Genomic DNA, 20,975 nt, shown 5'->3' with positions numbered 1-20,975 from the left:
TGATCCATGCTTCATCTAGAAAACATCAGTTTTACTTATGGCACCAGGGAAATCTTAAAAAACATCACCTGTCAAATAAAAAAAGGGTATTTCTATGGTATTGTGGGTCCTAACGGTGCCGGCAAAACCACTCTACTCCAGTTAATGCACGGTAGTTTGAGCCCCACCGCCGGCCAACTGCTTTATCATAACAAGCCCCTGCACTCCTATCCGCTACGGCAATTGGCCCAAAATTTAGCCTTGATACCTCAGCAAAGGGAGATTCGTTTTCCCTATACCTGCTTGGAGATGGTTATGCTGGGTCGCATACCCTATCGAGGACGCCTGCAGTCACTGTCAGAACGGGATATGGAGCTGGTTTGGCGGTACATGTCCATGACCGATACCTTGAAATTTGCCGGTACCCTCATTACTCATCTAAGTGGTGGAGAAAAACAACGGGTTATGCTGGCTAAAGCCTTATCTCAGACCCCTGAACTGCTACTCTTGGATGAAGCCTTTGCCAACATGGATACCTATCAAGGTATCCAATCTTTGAAATTATTAAAGAAATTGGTGCAAGAAGAAAATCTTACTGTCGTCTGCATCATGCATGATTTAAATCTGGTTAGTAATTTCTGTGACTACAGCATTGTGCTGAAAGAGGGCAGGTTTTTTGCCCAAGGCCCCTCTGAAGAGGTGCTTAGGCCAGAAGTAATCAGAGAAGTATTTCAAGTTCAGGTGGTTAAGGCCGGTGCTCGCGGGCTGGCTGTACTGCCTGACATAGAACAATAGGAGGTCTTACCATTGAAAAAAATCGCTCTTTACTTTCTCGTGCCTCTGCTGGTAGGTTTGTTGCTAACTGGCTGCGGCAGCACCGCAACCAACGATCAAGCCAAGGAACCCCCGGCCTCTCAGGACAAAAAGGCTATTCTGGTGGTAAGCTTTGGCACCAGCTATCCTGATGCCAGAAAAGCTTGCATTGAAAGTACTGAAAACAAAATCAAAGATACCTTTAAGGATTATCAAACCCGCCGGGCTTTCACCTCGGATATTATTATCAAGAAACTGGCCGACCGAGATAAACTAATGGTTGATGATCCGGAACAGGCTTTGACAAAGCTACAGCAGGAAGGCTACAAACAGGTAGTTGTACAGCCGCTGCATATTATACCCGGCAAGGAATTTGACGATCTTAAGGCGGTGGTAGACAAGTTTGCAGCAGACAAAGCCTTTGACAAACTTGTGCTGGGCCGTCCGCTGTTAGGTTACCAAATTGATTCCAATAATACCAAGGACTTTGATGTAGCCGTGGATGCCCTCAAAAAGCAACTACCAGCCTTACAAGAAAAACAAATTGTCGTCTTCATGGGACACGGAACAGAACATCAGTCCAATACAGCTTATCAAATGATGAATGATACGATAAAACAAGCTAATCTGCCGGCAATCGTCGGTACTGTCGAGGGTAGTCCTACTTTAGATGAGGTAAAAGCATCTTTAGCACAGCTACAGGTTCAGGACGTAACTTTGATGCCCTTGATGCTGGTAGCCGGCGATCATGCCAACAATGACATGGCTGGTGACGAAGAGGATTCCTGGAAAACGCAACTGAAAAAAGAGGGTTATACAGTAACCCCTTATTTGCACGGGCTGGGGGAAAATGAAGCCATCCAGGCTATCTTTGTCCAGCATACTCAGGATGCCATAGATCAATTGAACAAATAACAAAATTCATTCTTATAGAAGCAAACAGTTTTCACTGTTTGCTTCCCCTTTAAGGGAGTGGTAAAAATATGATAAGAAAAATAATCGTCCTTATGTTCTCGTTACTGTTGGCTCTGGCATTAGCCGGCTGTGGCAGCAGTCCTACTACCTCTGCTCCCCAGGAGGGAAAAATCCAGGTGGTGGATGATCTAGGTAAAACCATCGTCTTGCAACAGCCAGCCAAGCGAATTATTTCTTTATATTCAGCACATACGGAGAACTTGTTTGACCTGGGTTTGGAGCAGGAAATCATCGGTGTCAGCAGCAAGGAAACCTATCCCCCAGCCTCTGTCAAAAAACCAGCCTTCGACTACAACGGCGACCCCGAGAAAATTTTAGCTCAACAACCAGATTTAGTACTGATACGTCCTTTTATCCAAAAAAGTAAGCCGGACTTTGTCAAGGCTCTGGAGAATGCCAACATTAACGTGGTTTGTTTATATCCAGAAAACTTTAGCCGCTTTGATGATTACATCCGAAAACTGGCCCTGCTAACCGGTAAAGAAACGGTGGCAGAGGAGAAACTTAAGCAGTTTCACCAGCAGTTAGATGAGATTCAGCAAGAAACCGCAAACATTTCACCAAAGAAAAGGGTGTTTTTTGAATCCACCGAAACAGAATACCGCACTATTACTCCCGATAGTATACCGGCCAACCTCCTCCAGCTAGCCGGCGGCATTAATGTAGCTGCTGATGCAAAGGCAGTCAGCAAAGAAAGTAGTATTGCTTCCTACGGAGTAGAAAAAATTCTGGCCCGGGCAGCAGAAATTGATGTTTATATTGCCCAAAGTGGTGCCATGAACGCCGGTGGATCCCCTGCGTCGATAAAAATCAGGCCAGCTTTTAACGAGATTAAGGCGGTGCAGGAAAACCAGATTTATAATGTCGATGAGAAGCTGGTTTCTAGCCCAACCTTCCGCCTAGCCCTGGGGGCTAAGCAACTTGCTAGAATGCTTTACCCGGAGGCTTTTGATAAATTTACCCAATTACCGCAGCAGACTACGCTAAGCCGTCAAGAACTGGCAGAGATGGTGGTAAAATATAAGCACAAGGAGTTTTTCTCCCCCACCTCCAAGCATTATAATAGAACCAGTGGACACCTATACGGCAGCTTTGTTGATGTCGCCTTGGACCACCCTGCATTTAATTATATTGAAACCGCTGTTCAAGCTGGTTATCTGGAAGGGGCGGGAAATAAATTTGAGCCTGACAGGGCCGTCACTCGAGATGAATTAAGTCAGGTATTGTTTCTGTTGGCAGACTTAAAGGATACAGCAACGGACGTTACTATTAAAGATATTAGCCTGTGTGAAAAACCTAGAATTGTCGAATTAATAGTAAAAAATCAGGTTCTTACCTTGGATCAACAGAAACAGTTTAATCCCTCTACCACTGTCTCCGTCCAGGAAGCATTGGCAGCGTTAAACAGACTGCAACAGCTTTAGAAAACAGTGGGGTGGGTAGTTTCATGGAAAAGAGGCTGGCAAATTGATTGTGCTAAATGAAGTAACCAAAAAATACCAAGAGACCCTTTCCGTAGATAAACTGTCCTTGCATATTGCCAATGGTGAATTTTTTGGCTTACTGGGACCAAATGGGGCGGGTAAAACAACTACCATCCGTATGCTTACTGCCCTCACCATCCCCACTGCCGGCAACATCACCATTAACGGCCAGCTTGTCAGTCGCCATAATCCCTCCTACAAATCCCAAATCGGCCTGGTACCCCAACATATAAATCTGGAACCAGAATTAACCGTAGCAGAAAACCTTTACCTGCATGGCATCTTGTATGGCATGAAAAGAAGTGCCATAGCGGACAAGATTACGGAATTGTTGGAGTTCGCCGATTTGACGGATAAGCGTCAAACACTGGTTAACACTCTTTCCGGTGGCATGAAGCGCAAAGTCTTAATCATTCGTGCCCTGATGCATAGCCCCCAATTATTGTTGCTGGATGAGCCCACCGTAGGCTTAGATGTTTTTTCCCGTCGCAGGGTCTGGGATTTAATTAAGTCCTTAAATACTCGCGGCATCACTATTTTATTAACCACCCACTATCTCGAAGAAGCAGAACATCTTTGTTCCAGAATTGGCTTATTAAAAAAAGGCCGGCTGATTATGACCGGCAGCATAGAGAACCTGCGTGATGTGGTGGGTCCTGTGGTGGTGGAGAGATTTGTCCAGGATAAAACAATACTGCACTTTTTTCAGGAACAAGCCCAGGCTTTGCAATTCGTCTCCGGATTAAAAGAAGAGTTCACCATCCGGCAAACCTCTCTGGAAGATGTTTTTGTAAAAATGACAGAAGAAAAGGTGGATATAAATTGAATGGTATGCTGGCAGTTTTGTGGCGAGAGTATCTATTTTTCAAAAGAAGAATTTGGTCCATTACCGCCAGTTCCCTGGTGTCACCGCTACTTTATCTAATCGCCTTTGGCTGGGGCTTGGGCAGAGTCGTTACTATGGACGGGGTACAATACATTGATTTCATTGTACCAGGCATTCTCGCCTTAAGTACCATGAATGCCAGCTTCAACTCGGTAGCCACACCGCTATCCATTGCCCGCCTCTACGATAAGACCCTAGAAGAATATCTGGTATCCCCCATAACTCTTTTTTCCTTTGCTGCCGGTAAAATCCTGGCCGGGGCTCTGAGAGGCATGTATGTGGGCCTGTTACTTTTGGTGGTGGCTTTTCTTTTCGGTGCCAAATTTAAAATTAGTTTAGCTTTTATTACATTAGCCCTGTTAAACTGCCTGGTATTTGCCAGTCTAGGATTTTTAGTCGCCCTTAAGATACAATCACACCCGGATATGGCCCGATTCAATAGTTTTGTCATCACCCCGATGATCTTTCTTGGAGGTACCTTTTTTTCTCCGGAGCACACGTCTCCGCTGTTACAGTTCTTCATTAAGCTATTGCCATTGACCCCCGCCAGCCAGGGATTGCGTTCCCTCGCCCTGGGTCAGGAATTCGCCTGGTATGCCCCCACCCTGCAATTAATTTATCTGTGTCTTTTCATTGCCCTAGGATTATATGCCTACCGTAAGGTTGAGTAATAAAATACCTTAAAAACATGCCGGGGTGTATTATCACCCTGGTATTTTTATTTGAGAATCGGCAATAGTTAAGCTGTATTTGAGCAACATCATTCAAGAACTGTCCTTATCTCTATGATATGCTTACTACTAAATGAACGAAAAAGGAGAATTGCTCAAATGGCTAATGAAGTCCGAACGGTCTGCTTTGATAAGGATTTAAAAATAGAAGCTTATCGCTTTGAAGGCATTATGCAAAAGTTTCCCAACCATTTTCATGACTATTATGTTATTGGCTTTATAGAAAAGGGGCAGCGGTATTTGTTATGCCAAAATCAGGAATACATTATCAACACTGGAGATATTACCATCTTTAATCCCCGGGAGCCCCACACTTGCGAGCAGGTGGATGGAAAAACTCTGGACTATCGGTGTATTAACATCCAGCCGGATATTATGCGTCAGACTGTAGCGGAAATTACAGGCAAGGAGTACCTGCCCCGCTTCACCCAAGCCGTTCTCTATCGCAGTGAATTGGCGGCTTCCCTGCGGGAACTGCACCTAAAGATTACCGAGGAAGAACCTGATTTCAAAAAGGAAGAGCTGTTTCTGTTTCTTCTAGAGCAACTTATTCAAGAATACTCGGATACAGCTCCTGCCCCTGCTGCCCAGGAACCGACCACTGAAATCAAAACTGTCTGCGATTATTTAGAGTCAAACTATGCCAAAACAATTACGCTGAATTACTTGAGTGCCTTAACGGGATTAAGCAAATACCACTTACTGCGGTCTTTTACCAAGCAAAAAGGAATCTCACCCTACAGTTATCTTGAAACAATTCGTATCGGTAATGCAAAAAAACTTTTGGAACAAGGCACCCCGCCCATCGATGTTGCCTTTCAAACAGGCTTTAGCGACCAAAGCCATTTTTCAAACTTTTTTAAAAAGCTGATTGGTTTAACACCTAAACAATATATGAGGATATTTGTAGACGAGATAGAATCGCGGCTGTCGAAGGGTTCGGAGGATTGATGATGGATGACCGCAGGATCGCTACCGGACACCTGTTGGCCTTCGTTACCATTCTAATTTGGGGGACAACCTTTATATCTACCAAAATACTATTGACTGATTTTTCACCCCTCGAAATACTCTTCTTTCGATTTATCATTGGCTACATTACACTACTACTTGTGTATCCACGTCGATTAAAGATAAGAGCTTTAAACGAGGAGTTGCTTTTTATCGCGGCAGGGCTTTGTGGTGTTACTTTGTATTTTTTACTGGAAAATATCGCCCTTACCTACACCCTTGCCTCCAATGTCGGTGTGATTGTTTCCATTGCGCCGTTTTTTACAGCAGTCTTAGCACACTTCTTTTTAGAGGGCGAAAGACTGCATCCACAATTTTTTGCAGGCTTTGTTATCGCTATCATAGGAATTATGTTAATTGGGTTTAACGGCAGTTTTCTTTTAAAGCTAAACCCAATCGGGGACATATTAGCTGCCTTCGCATCAATCGTTTGGGCAGCCTATTCCGTTTTGATGCGCAAAATAAGCAAGCTCGGCTATCATACCATTGGTTGCACTCGCAGGGTATTTTTCTACGGACTGCTTTTTATGATACCCGCGCTATTCCTTTTGGAATTCAACTTAGTTTTTGATAAATTGACAATTTTACCTAATTTATTTAACCTTTTATACTTAGGATTCGGAGCTTCCGCATTGTGCTTTGTCAGTTGGAATTGGACTGTAGGGGTTTTGGGTGCCGTAAAAACAAGTGTATATATTTATATTGTCCCTGTGATTACAATTGTGGCGGCCTCCCTTATTCTTCAAGAGAAAATCACAGAGGTAGCTTTAGGAGGAGCATTTCTCACCTTGGTAGGGCTGTACATTTCAGAGAGAAAACCAAATGCGATTTTGAAGGAGAAAATTATAGTAAACAAATAAAACATGCTATTTCTTACAAGAGTGGCTACCCTAAACTTGACCACTCTTTTTTGTTTGCCAGTTAGGTACATTCATTAGCTAGTACTATCTTTAATATTTTCTCAATTAAAATGCCCTTCTTTAGAACAGAAGGGCAAAATTGAATAAATTTATCGATTATAAAAGTAATTAATACCCATGGCTTCTCGGACTTCTTTCATAGTTTCTTCTGCAATACCTTTAGCCCTTTGAGTTCCAGCAAGTAAAATCTCGTCTATCAGAGAAGGTCTGGAACGATATATCTGGCGACGTTCCCGCATGGGTTCCATCATTACATTAATTCGGCCAGCAATTAACTGTTTACACTCTACACAACCAATCTTACCGGCTTTGCAGCTTTCAAGTATCTCATTTGAAGTTTCCTTAGAGAAAGCCTCATGGTAAGAGAAGATAGGACATATCTCGGGGTGACCCGGATCATCTTTTCGAATACGAGCGGGATCTGTTAGAGCCTTTCGTATTTTCTGCATAACCTCTTCCTGTGATGAATCCAAATAAATAGCATTGTCCATGCTTTTACTCATTTTAGACTTTCCATCCAGACCCTGCAACCTGGGTATTTCTCCTACAACGGCCTTGGGCTCAACAAGGATGGGTTTATACAATTCGTTAAACCGGCGCACGATTTTTCTAGTCTGTTCAATGTGAGGAATTTGGTCCTCCCCCACGGGAACTAAAGTTGCCTTACAAAAAGAAATATCGGCTGCCTGACTGACAGGATAGCCAAGAAATCCATAGTACAAATCCTTATAACCACGTTCAGCCGCTTCAGACTTGATCGTTGGGTTGTGTCGTAACGAATTTACAGTAACAAACATAGAGAAGTAGATTGTAAGCTCTGCAATTTCTGGAATTAGGGACTGCACGAATACAACTGCTTTCTCCGGGTCGATGCCAACTGCTAAATAGTCTTCCGTAATTTGCCTAACATTTTTCTGGATTTGCTGAGGTTGATCAAAATGAGTTGTTAATGCCTGTACGTCGGCTAACAGGACAAAGGTTTCATATTTATCCTGCATTTCCACACGCTTCTTAAGGCTACCAACATAATGTCCTAGATGCAATTTTCCGGTAGTGCGGTCGCCGGTAAGAACCCGATCTTTGATTTGTCTTTTTTCCGTCATTGTCAACATGCCTCCATACGTTTTCTTTATTTATAAAACGCCACCACCAACCATCGCTCACGCACTACCACCTCCCTTAAAAAATAAAAAAATCCCACATCCGGTTAGGGACGTGGGACCGTGTTGCCACCCTATTTCGTCGAACTTGCTATTCGACGCACTTTAGTAGGCACAGAGCATAAAATTTTTCATGCCATGCCTGTCTCCTGATAACGGTGAGACCATTCCGGCTTTACCTACTGAACGTAAATTACGTGGTTCTGCAAAGCAACTCTGAAGCCCATTCTGTATCAGACGCACATCGGCTCACACCAATTGCCGACTCTCTGTGGTAACGTCTCTGATACCTACTATTCTTCTTCCTGGTTGTTAGCAATGTTTTAGTACTAATTAGTATAACTATAATATCCGTTTTTGGCAACGCTATCTTAACGTATACCATTTTATCCGTACAATTAAAATAATCAATGCATTTCTTCCTTCTGTTGTGATTGGAGTGGTGATTGGAGTGGTGATTGGCCTGTTAGCTCGCTATTTCTTAGTAGGTTAATTGGGGAGGATAACATTTGTCTTATCTATGATCATTGATGTACTATAAGTAAGGATAATTTTTTAAAGGTGGGAATTGATTTGAAAGAAATAATTAAATTAAATAACGAGAGCAGACAGTATCTGATTTCTGAAATTAAAACCTATTTTCAAAAGGAAAGAGACGAAGATTTAGGAGATTTGGCTGCTGGGCTTATTTTAGATTTTTTCATAGAAAAGTTAGCCTCTGAATTCTATAATCAAGGAGTTTATGATTCCTATATTTACATGAACGAAAGAATAGAGGACTTATTAGGAATTCAAAAATCTAGTCCAACACTGAAACGCTAACAGACTTATAACCAGCTAGCTTGCAGGCCACAGCCATCTACAATCCGAACGCTTTGGAAAGATTTCCCGGCAATAAAAGGCACCTGATAACCCCATCTGCAGGGTTTAACAGGTGCCTTTTATTCTGTTAGAAAAACTTGGCTTGTTTACTTGTGACCTTTAGGTTATGCCCTTTAGGGTACGCCAAGTCTTTAGACGCCGGCGGAAGCTTAGCTTGCCCTTATGCATGTCGGAAAGTTTTATACTTTCCGACATGCTAGCAAAACCTATAGCTTTTTAAATTTTTCCTCGAAAGTACCATCCACAATATCCTCAAAGGCAGCAATGTAATATTTACCCCGATAGTAGTATAACTGAACACGCATCTTTTCTCCGGGCAATCTTGCCGCCACTGTGAGAACGGCCTCCCCGGTGTATCGATCTGGGGCCAGTTTTACTTCATCGAGATATAGATAAAGTGGCGTTAGGTAAGGATAGGATCTTTCTTTGGCAAAATTACGCACAAAATCCTCTTTGTTGATCCGCTCACGCAACTGAGGTAGTAAGTAGGGGTACACATCTCCGGAATTGTTTTCGTTGACGGCATCAATAAACCCTTGAACTCGCTGGGCTGCCTGCCATTGCCCCGGGTAACAGGATACCGCCAGTCCACCCAGCAGCAGAACTATGATAATCCCTAGGATCACTCGTAAAGAAACCCGCCCCTGTTTAGCTGGCATCGTAACCCCTCTTTCCATTACCGTTCTGCTCTGGAGTAGGGAACTGTGTAAGCCGCGGGAAACTGGGCCTTTTTAGAAACGCTCAGGAGAACCAGGATGGTTAAGATATAGGGCATGGCTAGGAGGAACTGGTGCGGTACCGGTACTCCCATTGCTTGCAGCCTCAGTTGTAAGGCGCTGGCACCACCAAAAAGCAAAGCAGCACCCAAAGCCCGGTAAGGATTCCAACGAGCAAAGATGACCACCGCCACTGCGATAAAACCACGACCTGCCACCATTTGATCTAAAAAAGTATTCATGAAACCAATGGAAAGAAAGGCCCCACCCAATCCTGCCAGGGCACCGCCAATCATGACACAAATATAGCGAACCAACTGTACATTAATGCCCTTGGCATCTGCTGCCCGTGGGTGCTCCCCCACAGCCCTGACACTTAGTCCAAAGGTGGTTTTTTCCATCACAAAGTAAGTTACGAAGACGAGAACCAAAGTCAAATAAACCAAAATGTTATGTTCAAAAAGCACCGGTCCCCAAAAGGGTAGATCCCCTAACAAGGGAATTTTAATGGCCGGAAAGGCTTCAATTTGCGGGGGCAGCTTTTGCACACCAAAAATACTGCGATACAGATACGCAGAAAGCCCTGTCCCCAGAATGGTCAACGCCGTTCCCGCAATAACCTGATTGGCTTTGACAGTAACACTTAAAAAGGCCATAATCAGTGAAAAAAGAACCCCAATCAGCATGGCCAGCAGAACACCCAGCCACAAACTGCCTGTAAAATAGGCTCCCACAAAACCACCCAGGGCCCCCATGAGCATAATTCCTTCCAAACCAAGATTGAGTATGCCCGCACGTTGCGTAAAGATGTCCCCTAAGGCAGTAAGAAGAATGGGCACACTGGTTCTAATAGCTCCTGCCAGTAGACTTATTAGAAACCCCTGGGTTAATACTTCCGTCACGCCGATCCCTCCATTGTGTGTAAATCACCCGACTAATCACAAAGATAATGACCAAACCCTGTATGACACTAACTAAAGAAAAGGGTACTCCTACCATCCGCTGCATAGTGCTGCCACCCACGATTAACGCGGCAAAAAAGAAGGAGGATATGCCAATCCCCAGCGGGTTGAGGTTGCCTAACAGGGCCACCACAATAGCCAGGCTGCCATAGCCTGCGGTAATATCATCCATCAAACGATAGTGGATGCCAAAAACCTCCGTCCAACCAGCTACCCCTGCCAAGCCCGCAGAGATAACCATGATTAAAACAATGGTTGGGGAAATTTCGATGCCGCTATAGCGCGCCACATGGTGCCCTTCCCCCATGAGCCGGATGCGAAACCCCAAGGTAGAACGCCAGAAAAGATAGCCTGCCAAAATGATCAGTACGCCAATGATAATCCCCAAATGTAGCCTGGTGCCGCTCAGCAAAATAGGCAGCTTCAAGGCCTCATCGAGCAAAGGCGTTTGAGGAAAGCCATGGCCCTTAGGGTCAATAAGCGGGCCCCGCACCACCCAAGATAACAGGTGAACGGCCACGTAGTTGAGCATGAGGGTGGTAATTACTTCGTTGGCATTAAATTTTGCTCGGAAAACACCTGCCAAGCCACCCCAGAGGGCGCCGCCCAAAAAAGCTGCCACAAAGGATAAGGGCAATAGCAGCATGTTTGGCAGGGCCGAAAAGTTTAGAGCCACTGTCATCGCAAAAATAGCTCCCAGGGTAAACTGTCCGTCTCCCCCAATGTTCCAAAGTTGGCTTTTAAAAGCAATGGATGTACCCAGAGCCATAATCATCAAAGGAGTTGCCTTAACCAAGGTTTCTGCAATCCTGTGGGTAGACCCGAAGGCACCCCAAAACAAGGTCTGGAAGGCTTCCACCGGGTCTTGACCCGTTAGGAGTAGCAACAGGGCGCTGGCCAGAATAGCCAAGCTGATGGTGATGATTGATGGTGCAATACTAACTAATGTTTTTTTAAAAAACCCCGTGCTGCTTAGCATGCTGCCTTTTCCCCACTTTCCACACCCGCCATCATCATACCGATCTCTTCGATGCTGACATTTTTGTTATCCATAATCCCTTTGATCTGTCCCTCATAAATAACGGCTATCCGATCGGATATCTGAAGAATTTCTTCCAAATCCGCTGAAATCAGTAAAATGCTGACACCCTGTGCCCTTTGCTCCATCAGCTTTTCCCGCACATACATGGTGGCACCAATATCTAAGCCACGGGTTGGTTGGTTGGCGATAATCACCCGGGGGGAAGAAGTAATTTCCCGGGCCAGAATGATTTTCTGTTGATTACCACCAGAGAGGTCCTTGGCTTTGGCCTCCTGGCCACTGGCTTTAATTTTGTATTCCTCTAACAGTCTCTTGGCATTATCCTGAATGGCTTTAAAATTTAAAAGCCCCCTAAAGGAAAAGCGCGGACTGTGATATTCTTTGATAATTAAATTGGTGGCTATATCAAAGCCCATGGCCAGACCGGTTTTATGACGGTCTTCAGGAATATGGGCAATTCCTTCCTTAATAAATCCACTGGGTTTTTTGCCAATCAGTTCTTGTCCATCCAAAAGGATTTTCCCAGAGGACGAGGGTTTTAAGCCTGTTAGAACTTCACATAACTCTTTTTGACCGTTACCGTCCACACCGGCCAAGCCTACTATTTCTCCCTCCCGAATGGAAAAATTAATACCGTTTAAAACAGGCAGCTTATGTTCATCCTTTAACATAAGCTGGTCAACAACCAGCCTGGTTTTTCCGGTACAAGGCGGTTTCTCCGCAAAATTGCAGACAATTTCACGCCCTACCATCAGGTTGGTTAAGTCACTTTTGGTGGTGGCGGGGGTTATGGGTTCGCCGCCCACTCTACAGCCATCTCTAAGTACCGTTACTTCATCGGCAATCTCCAAAATTTCTTCTAATTTATGGGTAATAAGAATAATGGACTTACCATCATCCCGCATTAATTTGAGAATCTTAAATAATTCCGTGCTTTCCTGGGGCGTTAAGACAGCTGTAGGCTCATCCAGGATCAAGATTTCTGCACCCCGATAGAGCACCGATAATATTTCCACCCTTTGTTGTTCACCGACGGAGAGCTGTCTGATCTTCGCCTTAGGATCTACTTTTAAGTTATATTTCCCTGAGAGTTCTCTGAGGGATGCCTCAACCTTGGCTTTATCTAAAAGAGGGCCTCTTTGAGAGGGCAACCCCAGCATCATGTTTTCAACAACGGTCATCGGCCTTACCAACATAAAATGCTGGTGCACCATACCAATGCCTAGGTTCATAGCCTGGGTTGGATTATTGAGGACAACCGCTGAACCATTGATTTTAATTTGACCTTCCTCCGGTTGGTAAAGTCCAAACAGGATATTCATCAGGGTTGTTTTACCGGCTCCGTTTTCACCCAGCAAACCATGAATAGATCCTTTTATCAGACGAAAGTCCACCTGATTATTGGCTACATTTCCTTTAAAGCGCTTAGTAATGCCTTGCATTTCCACAGCATATGATTGCAAACTACCTTCACCCCTGGAAAAGATAATAAGGGGGCCTGGCCACAGGCCCCCTTTGTCTTACTTCTCAAATTTAGGCATTTCAATTTTGCCTTCAGCCAATCCCTTTTTAACTTCTTCCATCTTTGCCTTCACTTCTGCGGGTACGGTGTTATCTAACCCGTGGAAGGGTGCTACCGTTATACCACCATTGGCAACAGTCAGCCAGTAAAACTTGTCATTGCGGTTGGTAAAATTATCATTCAAAACATCATCGACAATTTGTTTAACAACCGGGGTCCAGTTATAAGCAATGCCGGATAATACATTGTTAGGTGCCAGTACGTTTTGGTCCGATACGTTACCCAGCACTGTTTTGTTTTTCTCTTTACCGGCATCCACAACACCTACACCAATCCCATCACCGGAGTGCCAAACCACATCGACTCCGGCATCATACATAGATATGGCGCCTTCCTTAGCTTTAGCAGCATCACGCCAATCGCCGGTGTAAAGTTCTTGAATTTGTACGTTGGGGTTCACCAGTTTGGCAGCATGTTTATAAGCCTCGTGACCCCGGTAAATTTCGGCCACGTCTGCACCGCCAACTACACCAAGTTTATTGGTCTTAGTTGTCAGACCCGCCAAAGTTCCCATTAGGTAACCGCCTTCTTCCAGCTTGACATCGTAAACACAGGTGTTGGGCAGGGTCTTAAAGCCTGTTCCTAAAGCAAATTTGGTGTTAGGGAATTCTCCTGCCACTTTGATAATGGGCTCCATAAATTGAAAACCATGACCAATGATCAAGTCGTAACCCTGAGAAGCGAAATCTCTTAGGGCAGGTTCAATGTTGGCAACTTCATAGACTTGTTCGGTGTAGGTAACTTCAATTTTTCCGGCATATTCCTTTTCCAGTTCTTTAACACCTTCGTACATCGCTTGGTTAAAGGAAACATCATCAATTTTACCGGGTAAGATCAAGGCCACTTTAAGGGGCTTCTTTTCTTGGTTGCCCTCTTGTTTGGCCGGCTCTTGCTTATCACCGCCACCACAACCTGTCAGCAACAAACTCATGAGCAGTACTGCCACTAGCAATAAATAACCTTTAACCTTCATTGATTAGCCCTCCTCTTTTTATGTAACCAATTAATTTCTTGCCAGCCATTCAATTACAGCCGTTAAAAAAGCTTCGTTGTTTACTTAGACTGCCTGATAGCCAGCTATTTGCTCCCGGGAAATCGGTAATTTATTGATGGGCAACGGAATCACTTCGTTAATGGCTGCCACAATGGCCGGAGCAATCACCACCGTTCCCACTTCCGCAGCCCCTTTCAACCCCATCGGACCCGACTCTTCATACTCCTCGACCACTGCGGTCTCTATCTCCGGCAGGTCAAGACTGGTGGGCAACAGATAGGTTGATAAATTGATTTGCTTGGGCAGACCACTGACAAAGCCAATTTGCTCCAGCAATGCATAACCTGCTCCCATGGCAACGCCACCTTGAATTTGTCCCTCCAGGGCCATCGGATTTATGATCTTCCCAGCCTCTGTGACAGCAAATACCTGCAGCAGCTTCACTTCCCCGGTCCGCCGATTTACTTTTACCTTGGCGGCCTGGGCAATGAAGGTGTACATGCTGTGCGGTAAGCCAATGCCTAAATTGACTTCTTTAACTTCCGGGAACACAGCTTCCCCGACACCCTTGGGATAAACCTCACCCAATTCTTCTTGTCTTTTTAAATCTGCCACCGCAGACAGCAAGGCATTTCCCGAGATATAGGAGGTTCGGGAGGCCGCTGTCGAGCCACTGTCATAGGTAAGGGCGGTGTCCCCCATGATCACCCGGATCTCCTGCAGGGAAACTCCCAGGGCCTGGGCTGCCAATTGAGCAAAGGCGGTGTTACTTCCCTGTCCGATTTCTACCGTGCCAATTCTGACCTCATAGATACCATCGGGCAGTTTTTGAATTTCTACCTTGGCCTTATCTTCAATGCCTTTTCCCATACCACAGCTGAGAAAACCTGCAGCCATTCCGTAGCCAATATCGGGGTCGTTAGGCTGTAATCTTTCCTGCCAAAGAGGAGATTTTTCCAATAGCGTTAAGGCTTCTTTAAGGCCAACTGAATGGTTCATGGGTTGACCCAAGCTCCCCTCGGCACCTTTGGACAAGGCATTCTTTAGACGGAGCTTCACGGGGTCCAATTGGAGCTGTTTTGCCGCTCTGTTCAGCAGCGTTTCTGTGGCAAAGGCCGTTTGTGGAGCACCAAATCCCCGCATGGCACTGGCAGGAGGCTTGTTGGTATAGCAAAGATAGCCATCTATCTGCACATTGGGAATCACATAGGGTCCCGCCGCATGTTCCACGCCCAAGCCAAGAACTGCAGGGCCTAACGCCGCATAGGCACCGGTATCGTAATATATTTTTCCTTGGTAAGTTGTAATCAGTCCCTCTTTACTGAAACCCAGCCGCACCCAAACCCGGGCAGCGTGTCTTTTGTAAGAAGCCACGAGGGATTCTTCCCGGTCAAACACCAAGCGGGCCGGCAGGCCTGTTTGCCAAGTAGCTAACGCCAGATAGAGTTGGACGGTATTACCGTCTTTCCCCCCAAAACCACCACCGATATTGGCGGTTCTCACCCGAATTTTTTCTTTAGGAATACCCAAACAACGGGCGATCTCTTGTTGATCGTAAAAAGGATTTTGGGTGCCGGCAATAATATTGAGTACACCCGCCTCATCCAGGAAGGAAACTCCCGCCTCCGGCTCAAGATAGGCGTGATCCACCACCGGTGTGGTAAAGGTATCTTCCAAGATTAGCTCACTCTTGTCCAAAGCACTTTCAGAGTTCCCCTTTTGAAAAGCAAAATGCTGCAATAGATTGCCCTCGGTATGAATTTGCGGGGCCTCCTGCTGTAAAGCCTGCTCCGGCTCTTCCACCACTGTTAAGGGCTGGTATTTAACCTTTACCAATTGACTATACTCTATCGCTAACTTGCGACTTTTGGCTGCTACCACAGCCACTGGTTCACCAAAGAATCGCACTCGTTCATCTGCCAATACCGGTTGATCTTTGAGGATTTGACCAAAGCTGTTCACAGGCACATCCTTAGCTGTAAAAACGTAGACATCCGTCAACCCTTCCAGGGCGCTGGTATCAACTCGGGAGACACAAGCATGTCCCTGGGTTGAACGGACTAGTTTCAGATGCAGCATGTCAGGAAGGTAATAGTCACTGGCATACAGGGCTTGACCAGTCACTTTGCCAACTGCATCTATCCGAGGTATCGAACGCCCAACAACTCCTGGCATTTTCAAACCTCCTACTCCGTTGCAAGAACGGTATCAATCTTTTGGTGTTTTAAAACATCAATCAGGCCGTAATCTGTTAGACCCAATTCGGGTACCGTTGGTAAGGAAATAAAGGAAAGGGTCATCAAGGGAGCGGGTAAATTGCATCCCAAACTGACTGCCTTTTCATTCAGTTGATCAATTTGCGACATAACTTCTTCTGCGGGTAGCGGACTCATCAGACCGGCAATGGGCAACGGCAGTACCCCCAACACCTTGCCAGCTTGAGCTGCCACCAGTCCACCTTGCTGCTTGGCAATCTCCTGGGCAGCCAGGTACATATCTTCGTTGTTAGTCCCCACGATAACAATATTGTGATGATCGTGTGAAACGGAAGAAGCTAACGCACCGGCTTTTAATGTAAACCCTCTGACAAACCCAATACCCACCCGGCCGTTCTTACCGTATCTTTCAACCACAGCCAGTTTTAAAATATCTTGCTCTGTATCTACCTGAACTTCACCATCGGCAACACTGAGCCATTCCTCTGTGGCATAATTGATAATTTGATCTGGATAAAGATTGATGACCTTGACTTTACACCTTTTTCCTGCGGACTCCAGAGCAAAGGATGCGGGTGACAAGTCAGCAGAAAGCTGAACCGTTGCATTTAAAAATTCTGGATACTGGGCCATGGACATCTCACGGGTTAGCTTACCGTCACGGGCTACCAATTCACCCTGCTTAAATACGCAGGCTGGCTTGATTTCTGTTAAATTATCCAACAGAACAATATCTGCTACTCTACCGGGTGTGATGGCTCCCAGTTCGTGGTCTAGGCGAAAATGTTGGGCTGTATTGAGGGTGGCCATCTTGATTGCCTTAATGGGGTCTAAGCCCAACTTAATGGCTTTCTGTACGTTGTAGCTGATATGCCCTTCCCGGACGATATCATTAACATGTTTATCGTCTGTACAAAAGATTAGATTGTCGGTGGGTAACTTGTGTTCAATAACACCCTTCACCAAAGCCTCTACGTTCCGTTCGGTGCTGCCTTCCCTGATTAAGGCTTTAATACCTAAACGCAAGCGTTCAAAGAGTTCCTTAAATTCCACCGACTCATGGTCATCCGAGAGACCGGCCGCCGCATAGACATTAAGCTGATCCCAGTTAAGGCCAATGGCATGTCCGTTGGCCACTTTGCCTTTGGCCCTAGCACTTACTATTTTAGCCAAATACTCTTCCCGGATGGTTAAAATCTTGGAGGGGTCCAACTCTCCCAGACTGGCGGCTATGTTGTTGGCTAAAAGTTCGTTAACTTCCTGAACTCCCAACACCCCACCGGTGGTTTCCAGTCCTGGGGCGGTGGGCACCCTGGAAGGTACCTCTATGTAAATACGATAAGGTAAGTTTTCTGTGTTACTGAGCAGAGCTTCGACCCCCGCTATACCAGCCACATTGGCAATTTCCATGGGGTCAGCAAAAAGGGTGGTGGTTCCCCAGGGGACAATTACACTGGCCAAAGCTTCGGGAGATAATAAAGTGGGTTCAATATGGATATGGGCATCCATAAAACCGGGCACCGCATAGCGTCCTGCCCCGTCAAAAACCTCTTTGGCGGTAACTTGCCAACTTGGGTTAACTGCCACAATCTTACCATTTTTGATAACGAGAGAACCTGGGAAAACTGTTTCTGTAAAAACATCGACAATTTGCAAGTTAGTAATAAACAAATCTGCTGGTTCCTGGTTGGAAGCTACTCTCAACTCTTGCGCTAAAGCAGCAACATCCTTCTGCATTGTTTCACCTCATATTTTTCTGTCAGTTACTTAAATTTAGATGCAAAAAAGCCCAGACTGGCAGATTTCATCCTCTAAAGAGTGAAACCTACCGCCTGGGCTTTTATCCCTATAGGTGTAGCGCAAACCGCGCCTGTACCGCTTGGACCGAACCAACTCTACAGTTGTGGAACCCTAGGTACACTTTCCCTCCGTAGTCCGGCAATTACGGTTGCCTGGTAGAAACACTTGGGCCAATTCCCAAGCATATACGGAATGTGTGCAATTGTAATTTCATACTAGCAAGGTAGCCAACATTTGTCAACTCGTTGACGAAAAATATACTAGAATTTAGCAAATAAATGCGTAAATCCTCGATTTTAGCCGAATTTGTCTTGGTTTTCTCTGAGGCATATTGAAAGTTTATCCTGCCGATTGCCTACGTAAACTTTGCAGGCCTTCATAAAGCAGCTCACCCACCATCTGCCGGCGATACTCCTCAGAGGCTCTGATATCGGATATGGGATTTGTTTCATCCCCGGCATTGACCACTATATTTCGGAGTTCCGAGGTATCTAGGCTGTGACCCTTTAAGCGATTGGCAGTTCTTTTAAGCTCCACCACAGTGGGCCCTACCGAGCCACAGGCAATGGAAATATCTTTTATGACAGCATTCTCCAGCGTTGCCTTAAGGGCCAGATTAACGATGGAAATCGCCATCGCCTGTCTTTGTCCCAGCTTGCGATAAAAACCCACTTCGGTCGCTTCCATGCAGGGGAATGAAACAGCCGTTAGTAATTCCCCCGGTTGAAGAACTGTTTTACCGGGACCTGTTATAAACTCCCGTAGGGGCACTTGCCGCTCGCCTTGGGCACTTTGCAACACTACGGAAGCATTTAAAACCACCAAGGCTGGAATGGTATCCCCAGCCGGCGAAGCCGTCACTAAATTACCCCCAATGGTTCCTCGGTTACGAATCTGTAGTGAACCGACCTGGGCACAGGCTTTAGCGAGAAGCGGTGCGTGCCGCTGCACAACGGCTGATTCAGCCAGGTCTTGGTGGGTGACCAAGGGGCCGATGCATAGACGCCCCTCCTCTTCCCGAATAAAGTTCAATTCCTGTAGGCCAAGAATAGTAAAGACCCTGGGTGGGTTGATGGTGTTACTTTTCCATTTAACCAGTAGATCAGTACCGCCGGCTAGCACACCGGCGCAGGGATCTTTTGCTAGTTCCTCTAGGGCTTCTTGTAAATTTTGTGGGGTAATCACATCCATGTTAAACACCTCGTTCTCTGGCGGATACCGCTGCCTTACGGATGGCCTCTACGATCTTAGCATAGCCGGTACATCTACAGAGATTTCCCGCAATACTTTCTCTGATCTCCTCCGTAGAAGGGCTACTTTTTTTCAATAGCAAGGCTCGAGCAGACATCAGCATGCCGGGTGTACAATAACCACATTGCACCGCTCCAGTTTCCACAAAAGCTGTTTGTAAACTATCTAAGACACCATCAGAGCCCAATCCTTCGATGGTACGAATATCCGCTCCCGCTAGCTGACTGGTCATTATAAGACAGGCGTTAGCCGCTTTCCCATTAACGATAACCGTACAAGCACCACACTCGCCCTTGCCACAACCCTCCTTGGTACCTGTCAAGCCTAGCGCTTCTCGCAAGGTTTCCAGAAGTGTGGTGTCGCTCGGGACCTCGACACTGGTTTGTTTCCCATTTAGGGTGAATGTATAGACAGCCATGTTCTTCCCCTTTGCAGTTGTATTTGAAATATTCTCTCTAAAAGTGTAAAAAAGTCTTTCGGTCAATACCGAAGGACTTTTTATAAAAATTATAGTAGCAAAATTATACATTTTCAAGCGTTACCTGAGTTTCTTGTTATTCCGGAAAGCAGGGCAATCTTTTTGACATATGAAAAACACGTCCATTTTATTTGATTCTAAATCCTTGATAAACTAATTATACTACATTATATAAAATAATTTAAAGTTACTAATATTAGAAGAACCACATGAAGTTTTCAGTTTTGTATGTAATGTCTAAAAATTCTCAATTATATAGATATGTTTTTTGTAACTATTTAAAAAACTTCAAAAAAAATCCTTCTAGAAAAAAGGATTTCTCTTCTGGGTGTCGAAAGTTGTCAATCAAAACCTTATCTAATGCCATCTATATTTTGTCATTATTGAAGCATTCTATAGAAATGATCCTTAGATGACGGAGGTCAAATATGATACAAGTAAGCACTTTTCGAGAAGTAGTTGATATTAGGAAGTCTTGTGACAAAGAGAACAACTCCTGTGATAATTGTTCCTGCCCTCTTAAGGCAAAGGGTACCCTTGGTATGACCGTTTGTGAACTTGTTACCTCTCACATTACTACGGAGCCTCAGTCTGTGGAGATTGTCTATAATTGTCCCGTAGAGGATGATCCTCTAGGTATCAAGGATTTCTTTGAGCATTGTGACCGTGGTTACATTAGACCTACCTCACGGCAAATGGATTTTATGAAAAATCAGCAGGAGAAATGCAAAAACTGTCCTGCCAACACTCGTTATACCATGCATCATGCCAAATTAAACATTGAAATCTCTCCCCATCTCTGTACCACCCTTAAGTCTACAGCTCAGACCATTCAAGATGCGGCAAAGGGAAATTCCTGCTGCCTGGTCAGTGCCAGACCACCTAAGTTTTCTCCCAAAGCATTTTCTTCTGCAAGCAAATAAATTATTAAAAACAAAACCGAGGCGGGCTAAAGTGCCAACCTCGGTTTTTTATTCCTTATTACCCTTTGCTAGGGAATAGGTTTCCATGCGACTGTCATTTTCCCGAATACTTTCCAGGCCAATACTGTCCAGTATTTCATTGATCAAATCCTTATTCATTTTTCTTCACC

The 20,975-nt window shown here is 45.1% G+C and carries 19 protein-coding genes, 1 riboswitch and 1 other annotated feature; of the genes, 9 read left to right on the top strand and 10 right to left on the bottom strand.

Features of this window, described 5'->3' with window-relative positions; genetic code table 11:
• Nucleotides 1-6 precede the first annotated feature (6 nt).
• The 7 genes from BUA78_RS13440 (at nucleotide 7) to BUA78_RS13410 (ending at nucleotide 6,739) form a co-directional block, all read left to right on the top strand.
• Entirely contained in the window at nucleotides 7-774 is a 768-nt protein-coding gene (locus BUA78_RS13440) for an ABC transporter ATP-binding protein (RefSeq protein ID WP_072915444.1), read from the top strand.
• A 12-nt stretch (nucleotides 775-786) separates the two neighbouring features.
• Nucleotides 787-1,707: a sirohydrochlorin cobaltochelatase gene (locus BUA78_RS13435; RefSeq protein ID WP_072915442.1), complete on the top strand. Its 921-nt coding sequence runs from the start codon at nucleotides 787-789 to the stop codon at nucleotides 1,705-1,707.
• A gap of 68 nt (nucleotides 1,708-1,775) precedes the next feature.
• Nucleotides 1,776-3,191: an ABC transporter substrate-binding protein gene (locus BUA78_RS13430; protein WP_072915441.1), complete on the top strand. Its 1,416-nt coding sequence runs from the start codon at nucleotides 1,776-1,778 to the stop codon at nucleotides 3,189-3,191.
• 49 nt (nucleotides 3,192-3,240) lie between these two features.
• Complete coding sequence (locus BUA78_RS13425; RefSeq protein WP_338011622.1) at nucleotides 3,241-4,077, top strand: ABC transporter ATP-binding protein; 837 nt, start codon at nucleotides 3,241-3,243, stop codon at nucleotides 4,075-4,077.
• 5 nt (nucleotides 4,078-4,082) lie between these two features.
• Nucleotides 4,083-4,808, top strand: a complete 726-nt coding sequence (locus BUA78_RS13420; protein ID WP_072915515.1) for an ABC transporter permease — start codon at nucleotides 4,083-4,085, stop codon at nucleotides 4,806-4,808.
• Nucleotides 4,809-4,967: 159 nt separating this feature from the next.
• The gene (locus BUA78_RS13415; protein WP_072915438.1) at nucleotides 4,968-5,819 is read left to right on the top strand and encodes an AraC family transcriptional regulator; all 852 of its coding nucleotides are present in this window, start codon (nucleotides 4,968-4,970) and stop codon (nucleotides 5,817-5,819) included.
• 2 nt (nucleotides 5,820-5,821) lie between these two features.
• On the top strand, nucleotides 5,822-6,739 hold the full coding sequence (locus BUA78_RS13410) for a DMT family transporter (protein ID WP_072915436.1): 918 nt from the start codon (nucleotides 5,822-5,824) through the stop codon (nucleotides 6,737-6,739).
• Between the two features lie 149 nt (nucleotides 6,740-6,888).
• Here the strand turns inward: BUA78_RS13410 and trpS are convergent, their stop codons facing one another.
• On the bottom strand, nucleotides 6,889-7,902 hold the full coding sequence (gene trpS / locus BUA78_RS13405; RefSeq protein WP_072915434.1) for a tryptophan--tRNA ligase: 1,014 nt from the start codon (nucleotides 7,900-7,902) through the stop codon (nucleotides 6,889-6,891).
• 103 nt (nucleotides 7,903-8,005) lie between these two features.
• Nucleotides 8,006-8,275, bottom strand: a binding site (T-box leader).
• Nucleotides 8,276-8,532: 257 nt separating this feature from the next.
• Between trpS and BUA78_RS13400 the strand changes: the two genes are divergently transcribed.
• The gene (locus tag BUA78_RS13400; protein ID WP_072915432.1) at nucleotides 8,533-8,781 is read left to right on the top strand and encodes a DUF2164 domain-containing protein; all 249 of its coding nucleotides are present in this window, start codon (nucleotides 8,533-8,535) and stop codon (nucleotides 8,779-8,781) included.
• Between the two features lie 266 nt (nucleotides 8,782-9,047).
• On the opposite strand, the gene BUA78_RS13395 is transcribed toward BUA78_RS13400, so the two are convergent.
• The 9 genes from BUA78_RS13395 to BUA78_RS13355 all read right to left on the bottom strand — a co-directional run bounded on the left by BUA78_RS13395 (nucleotide 9,048) and on the right by BUA78_RS13355 (nucleotide 19,822).
• Nucleotides 9,048-9,500: a hypothetical protein gene (locus BUA78_RS13395; RefSeq protein ID WP_238456823.1), complete on the bottom strand. Its 453-nt coding sequence runs from the start codon at nucleotides 9,498-9,500 to the stop codon at nucleotides 9,048-9,050.
• Between the two features lie 17 nt (nucleotides 9,501-9,517).
• On the bottom strand, nucleotides 9,518-10,459 hold the full coding sequence (locus BUA78_RS13390) for an ABC transporter permease (RefSeq protein ID WP_072915430.1): 942 nt from the start codon (nucleotides 10,457-10,459) through the stop codon (nucleotides 9,518-9,520).
• Nucleotides 10,404-11,498, bottom strand: a complete 1,095-nt coding sequence (locus tag BUA78_RS13385; RefSeq protein WP_072915426.1) for an ABC transporter permease — start codon at nucleotides 11,496-11,498, stop codon at nucleotides 10,404-10,406. The genes BUA78_RS13390 and BUA78_RS13385 overlap by 56 nt, the downstream gene beginning before the upstream one ends.
• A complete protein-coding gene (locus BUA78_RS13380; protein WP_139257380.1) occupies nucleotides 11,492-13,024 on the bottom strand; it encodes an ABC transporter ATP-binding protein in 1,533 nt (510 codons plus the stop codon). The genes BUA78_RS13385 and BUA78_RS13380 overlap by 7 nt, the downstream gene beginning before the upstream one ends.
• Nucleotides 13,025-13,081: 57 nt before the next feature.
• The gene (locus BUA78_RS13375; protein ID WP_072915424.1) at nucleotides 13,082-14,116 is read right to left on the bottom strand and encodes a BMP family protein; all 1,035 of its coding nucleotides are present in this window, start codon (nucleotides 14,114-14,116) and stop codon (nucleotides 13,082-13,084) included.
• A gap of 84 nt (nucleotides 14,117-14,200) precedes the next feature.
• A complete protein-coding gene (locus BUA78_RS13370; RefSeq protein ID WP_072915421.1) occupies nucleotides 14,201-16,312 on the bottom strand; it encodes a xanthine dehydrogenase family protein molybdopterin-binding subunit in 2,112 nt (703 codons plus the stop codon).
• An 11-nt stretch (nucleotides 16,313-16,323) separates the two neighbouring features.
• Nucleotides 16,324-18,090 carry an adenine deaminase gene (ade, locus tag BUA78_RS13365; RefSeq protein ID WP_072915419.1) on the bottom strand — a complete coding sequence of 589 codons (1,767 nt, stop codon included), beginning with the start codon at nucleotides 18,088-18,090 and terminating at the stop codon, nucleotides 16,324-16,326.
• A 174-nt stretch (nucleotides 18,091-18,264) separates the two neighbouring features.
• Nucleotides 18,265-18,364, bottom strand: a riboswitch (purine riboswitch).
• Nucleotides 18,365-18,492: 128 nt separating this feature from the next.
• Nucleotides 18,493-19,344, bottom strand: a complete 852-nt coding sequence (locus BUA78_RS13360; protein WP_072915416.1) for an FAD binding domain-containing protein — start codon at nucleotides 19,342-19,344, stop codon at nucleotides 18,493-18,495.
• A 1-nt stretch (nucleotide 19,345) separates the two neighbouring features.
• Complete coding sequence (locus tag BUA78_RS13355; RefSeq protein WP_072915414.1) at nucleotides 19,346-19,822, bottom strand: (2Fe-2S)-binding protein; 477 nt, start codon at nucleotides 19,820-19,822, stop codon at nucleotides 19,346-19,348.
• A 488-nt stretch (nucleotides 19,823-20,310) separates the two neighbouring features.
• Between BUA78_RS13355 and BUA78_RS13350 the strand changes: the two genes are divergently transcribed.
• A complete protein-coding gene (locus BUA78_RS13350) occupies nucleotides 20,311-20,805 on the top strand; it encodes a hypothetical protein (protein ID WP_072915412.1) in 495 nt (164 codons plus the stop codon).
• Nucleotides 20,806-20,975 lie beyond the last annotated feature (170 nt).

Origin of the sequence: Desulforamulus aeronauticus DSM 10349, assembly GCF_900142375.1 — a bacterium.
Lineage (GTDB): Bacteria > Bacillota > Desulfotomaculia > Desulfotomaculales > Desulfotomaculaceae > Desulfotomaculum > Desulfotomaculum aeronauticum.
The sequence above is the reverse complement of the archived record's forward strand: the minus strand, read 5'-3'. Positions and strand labels throughout refer to the sequence as shown.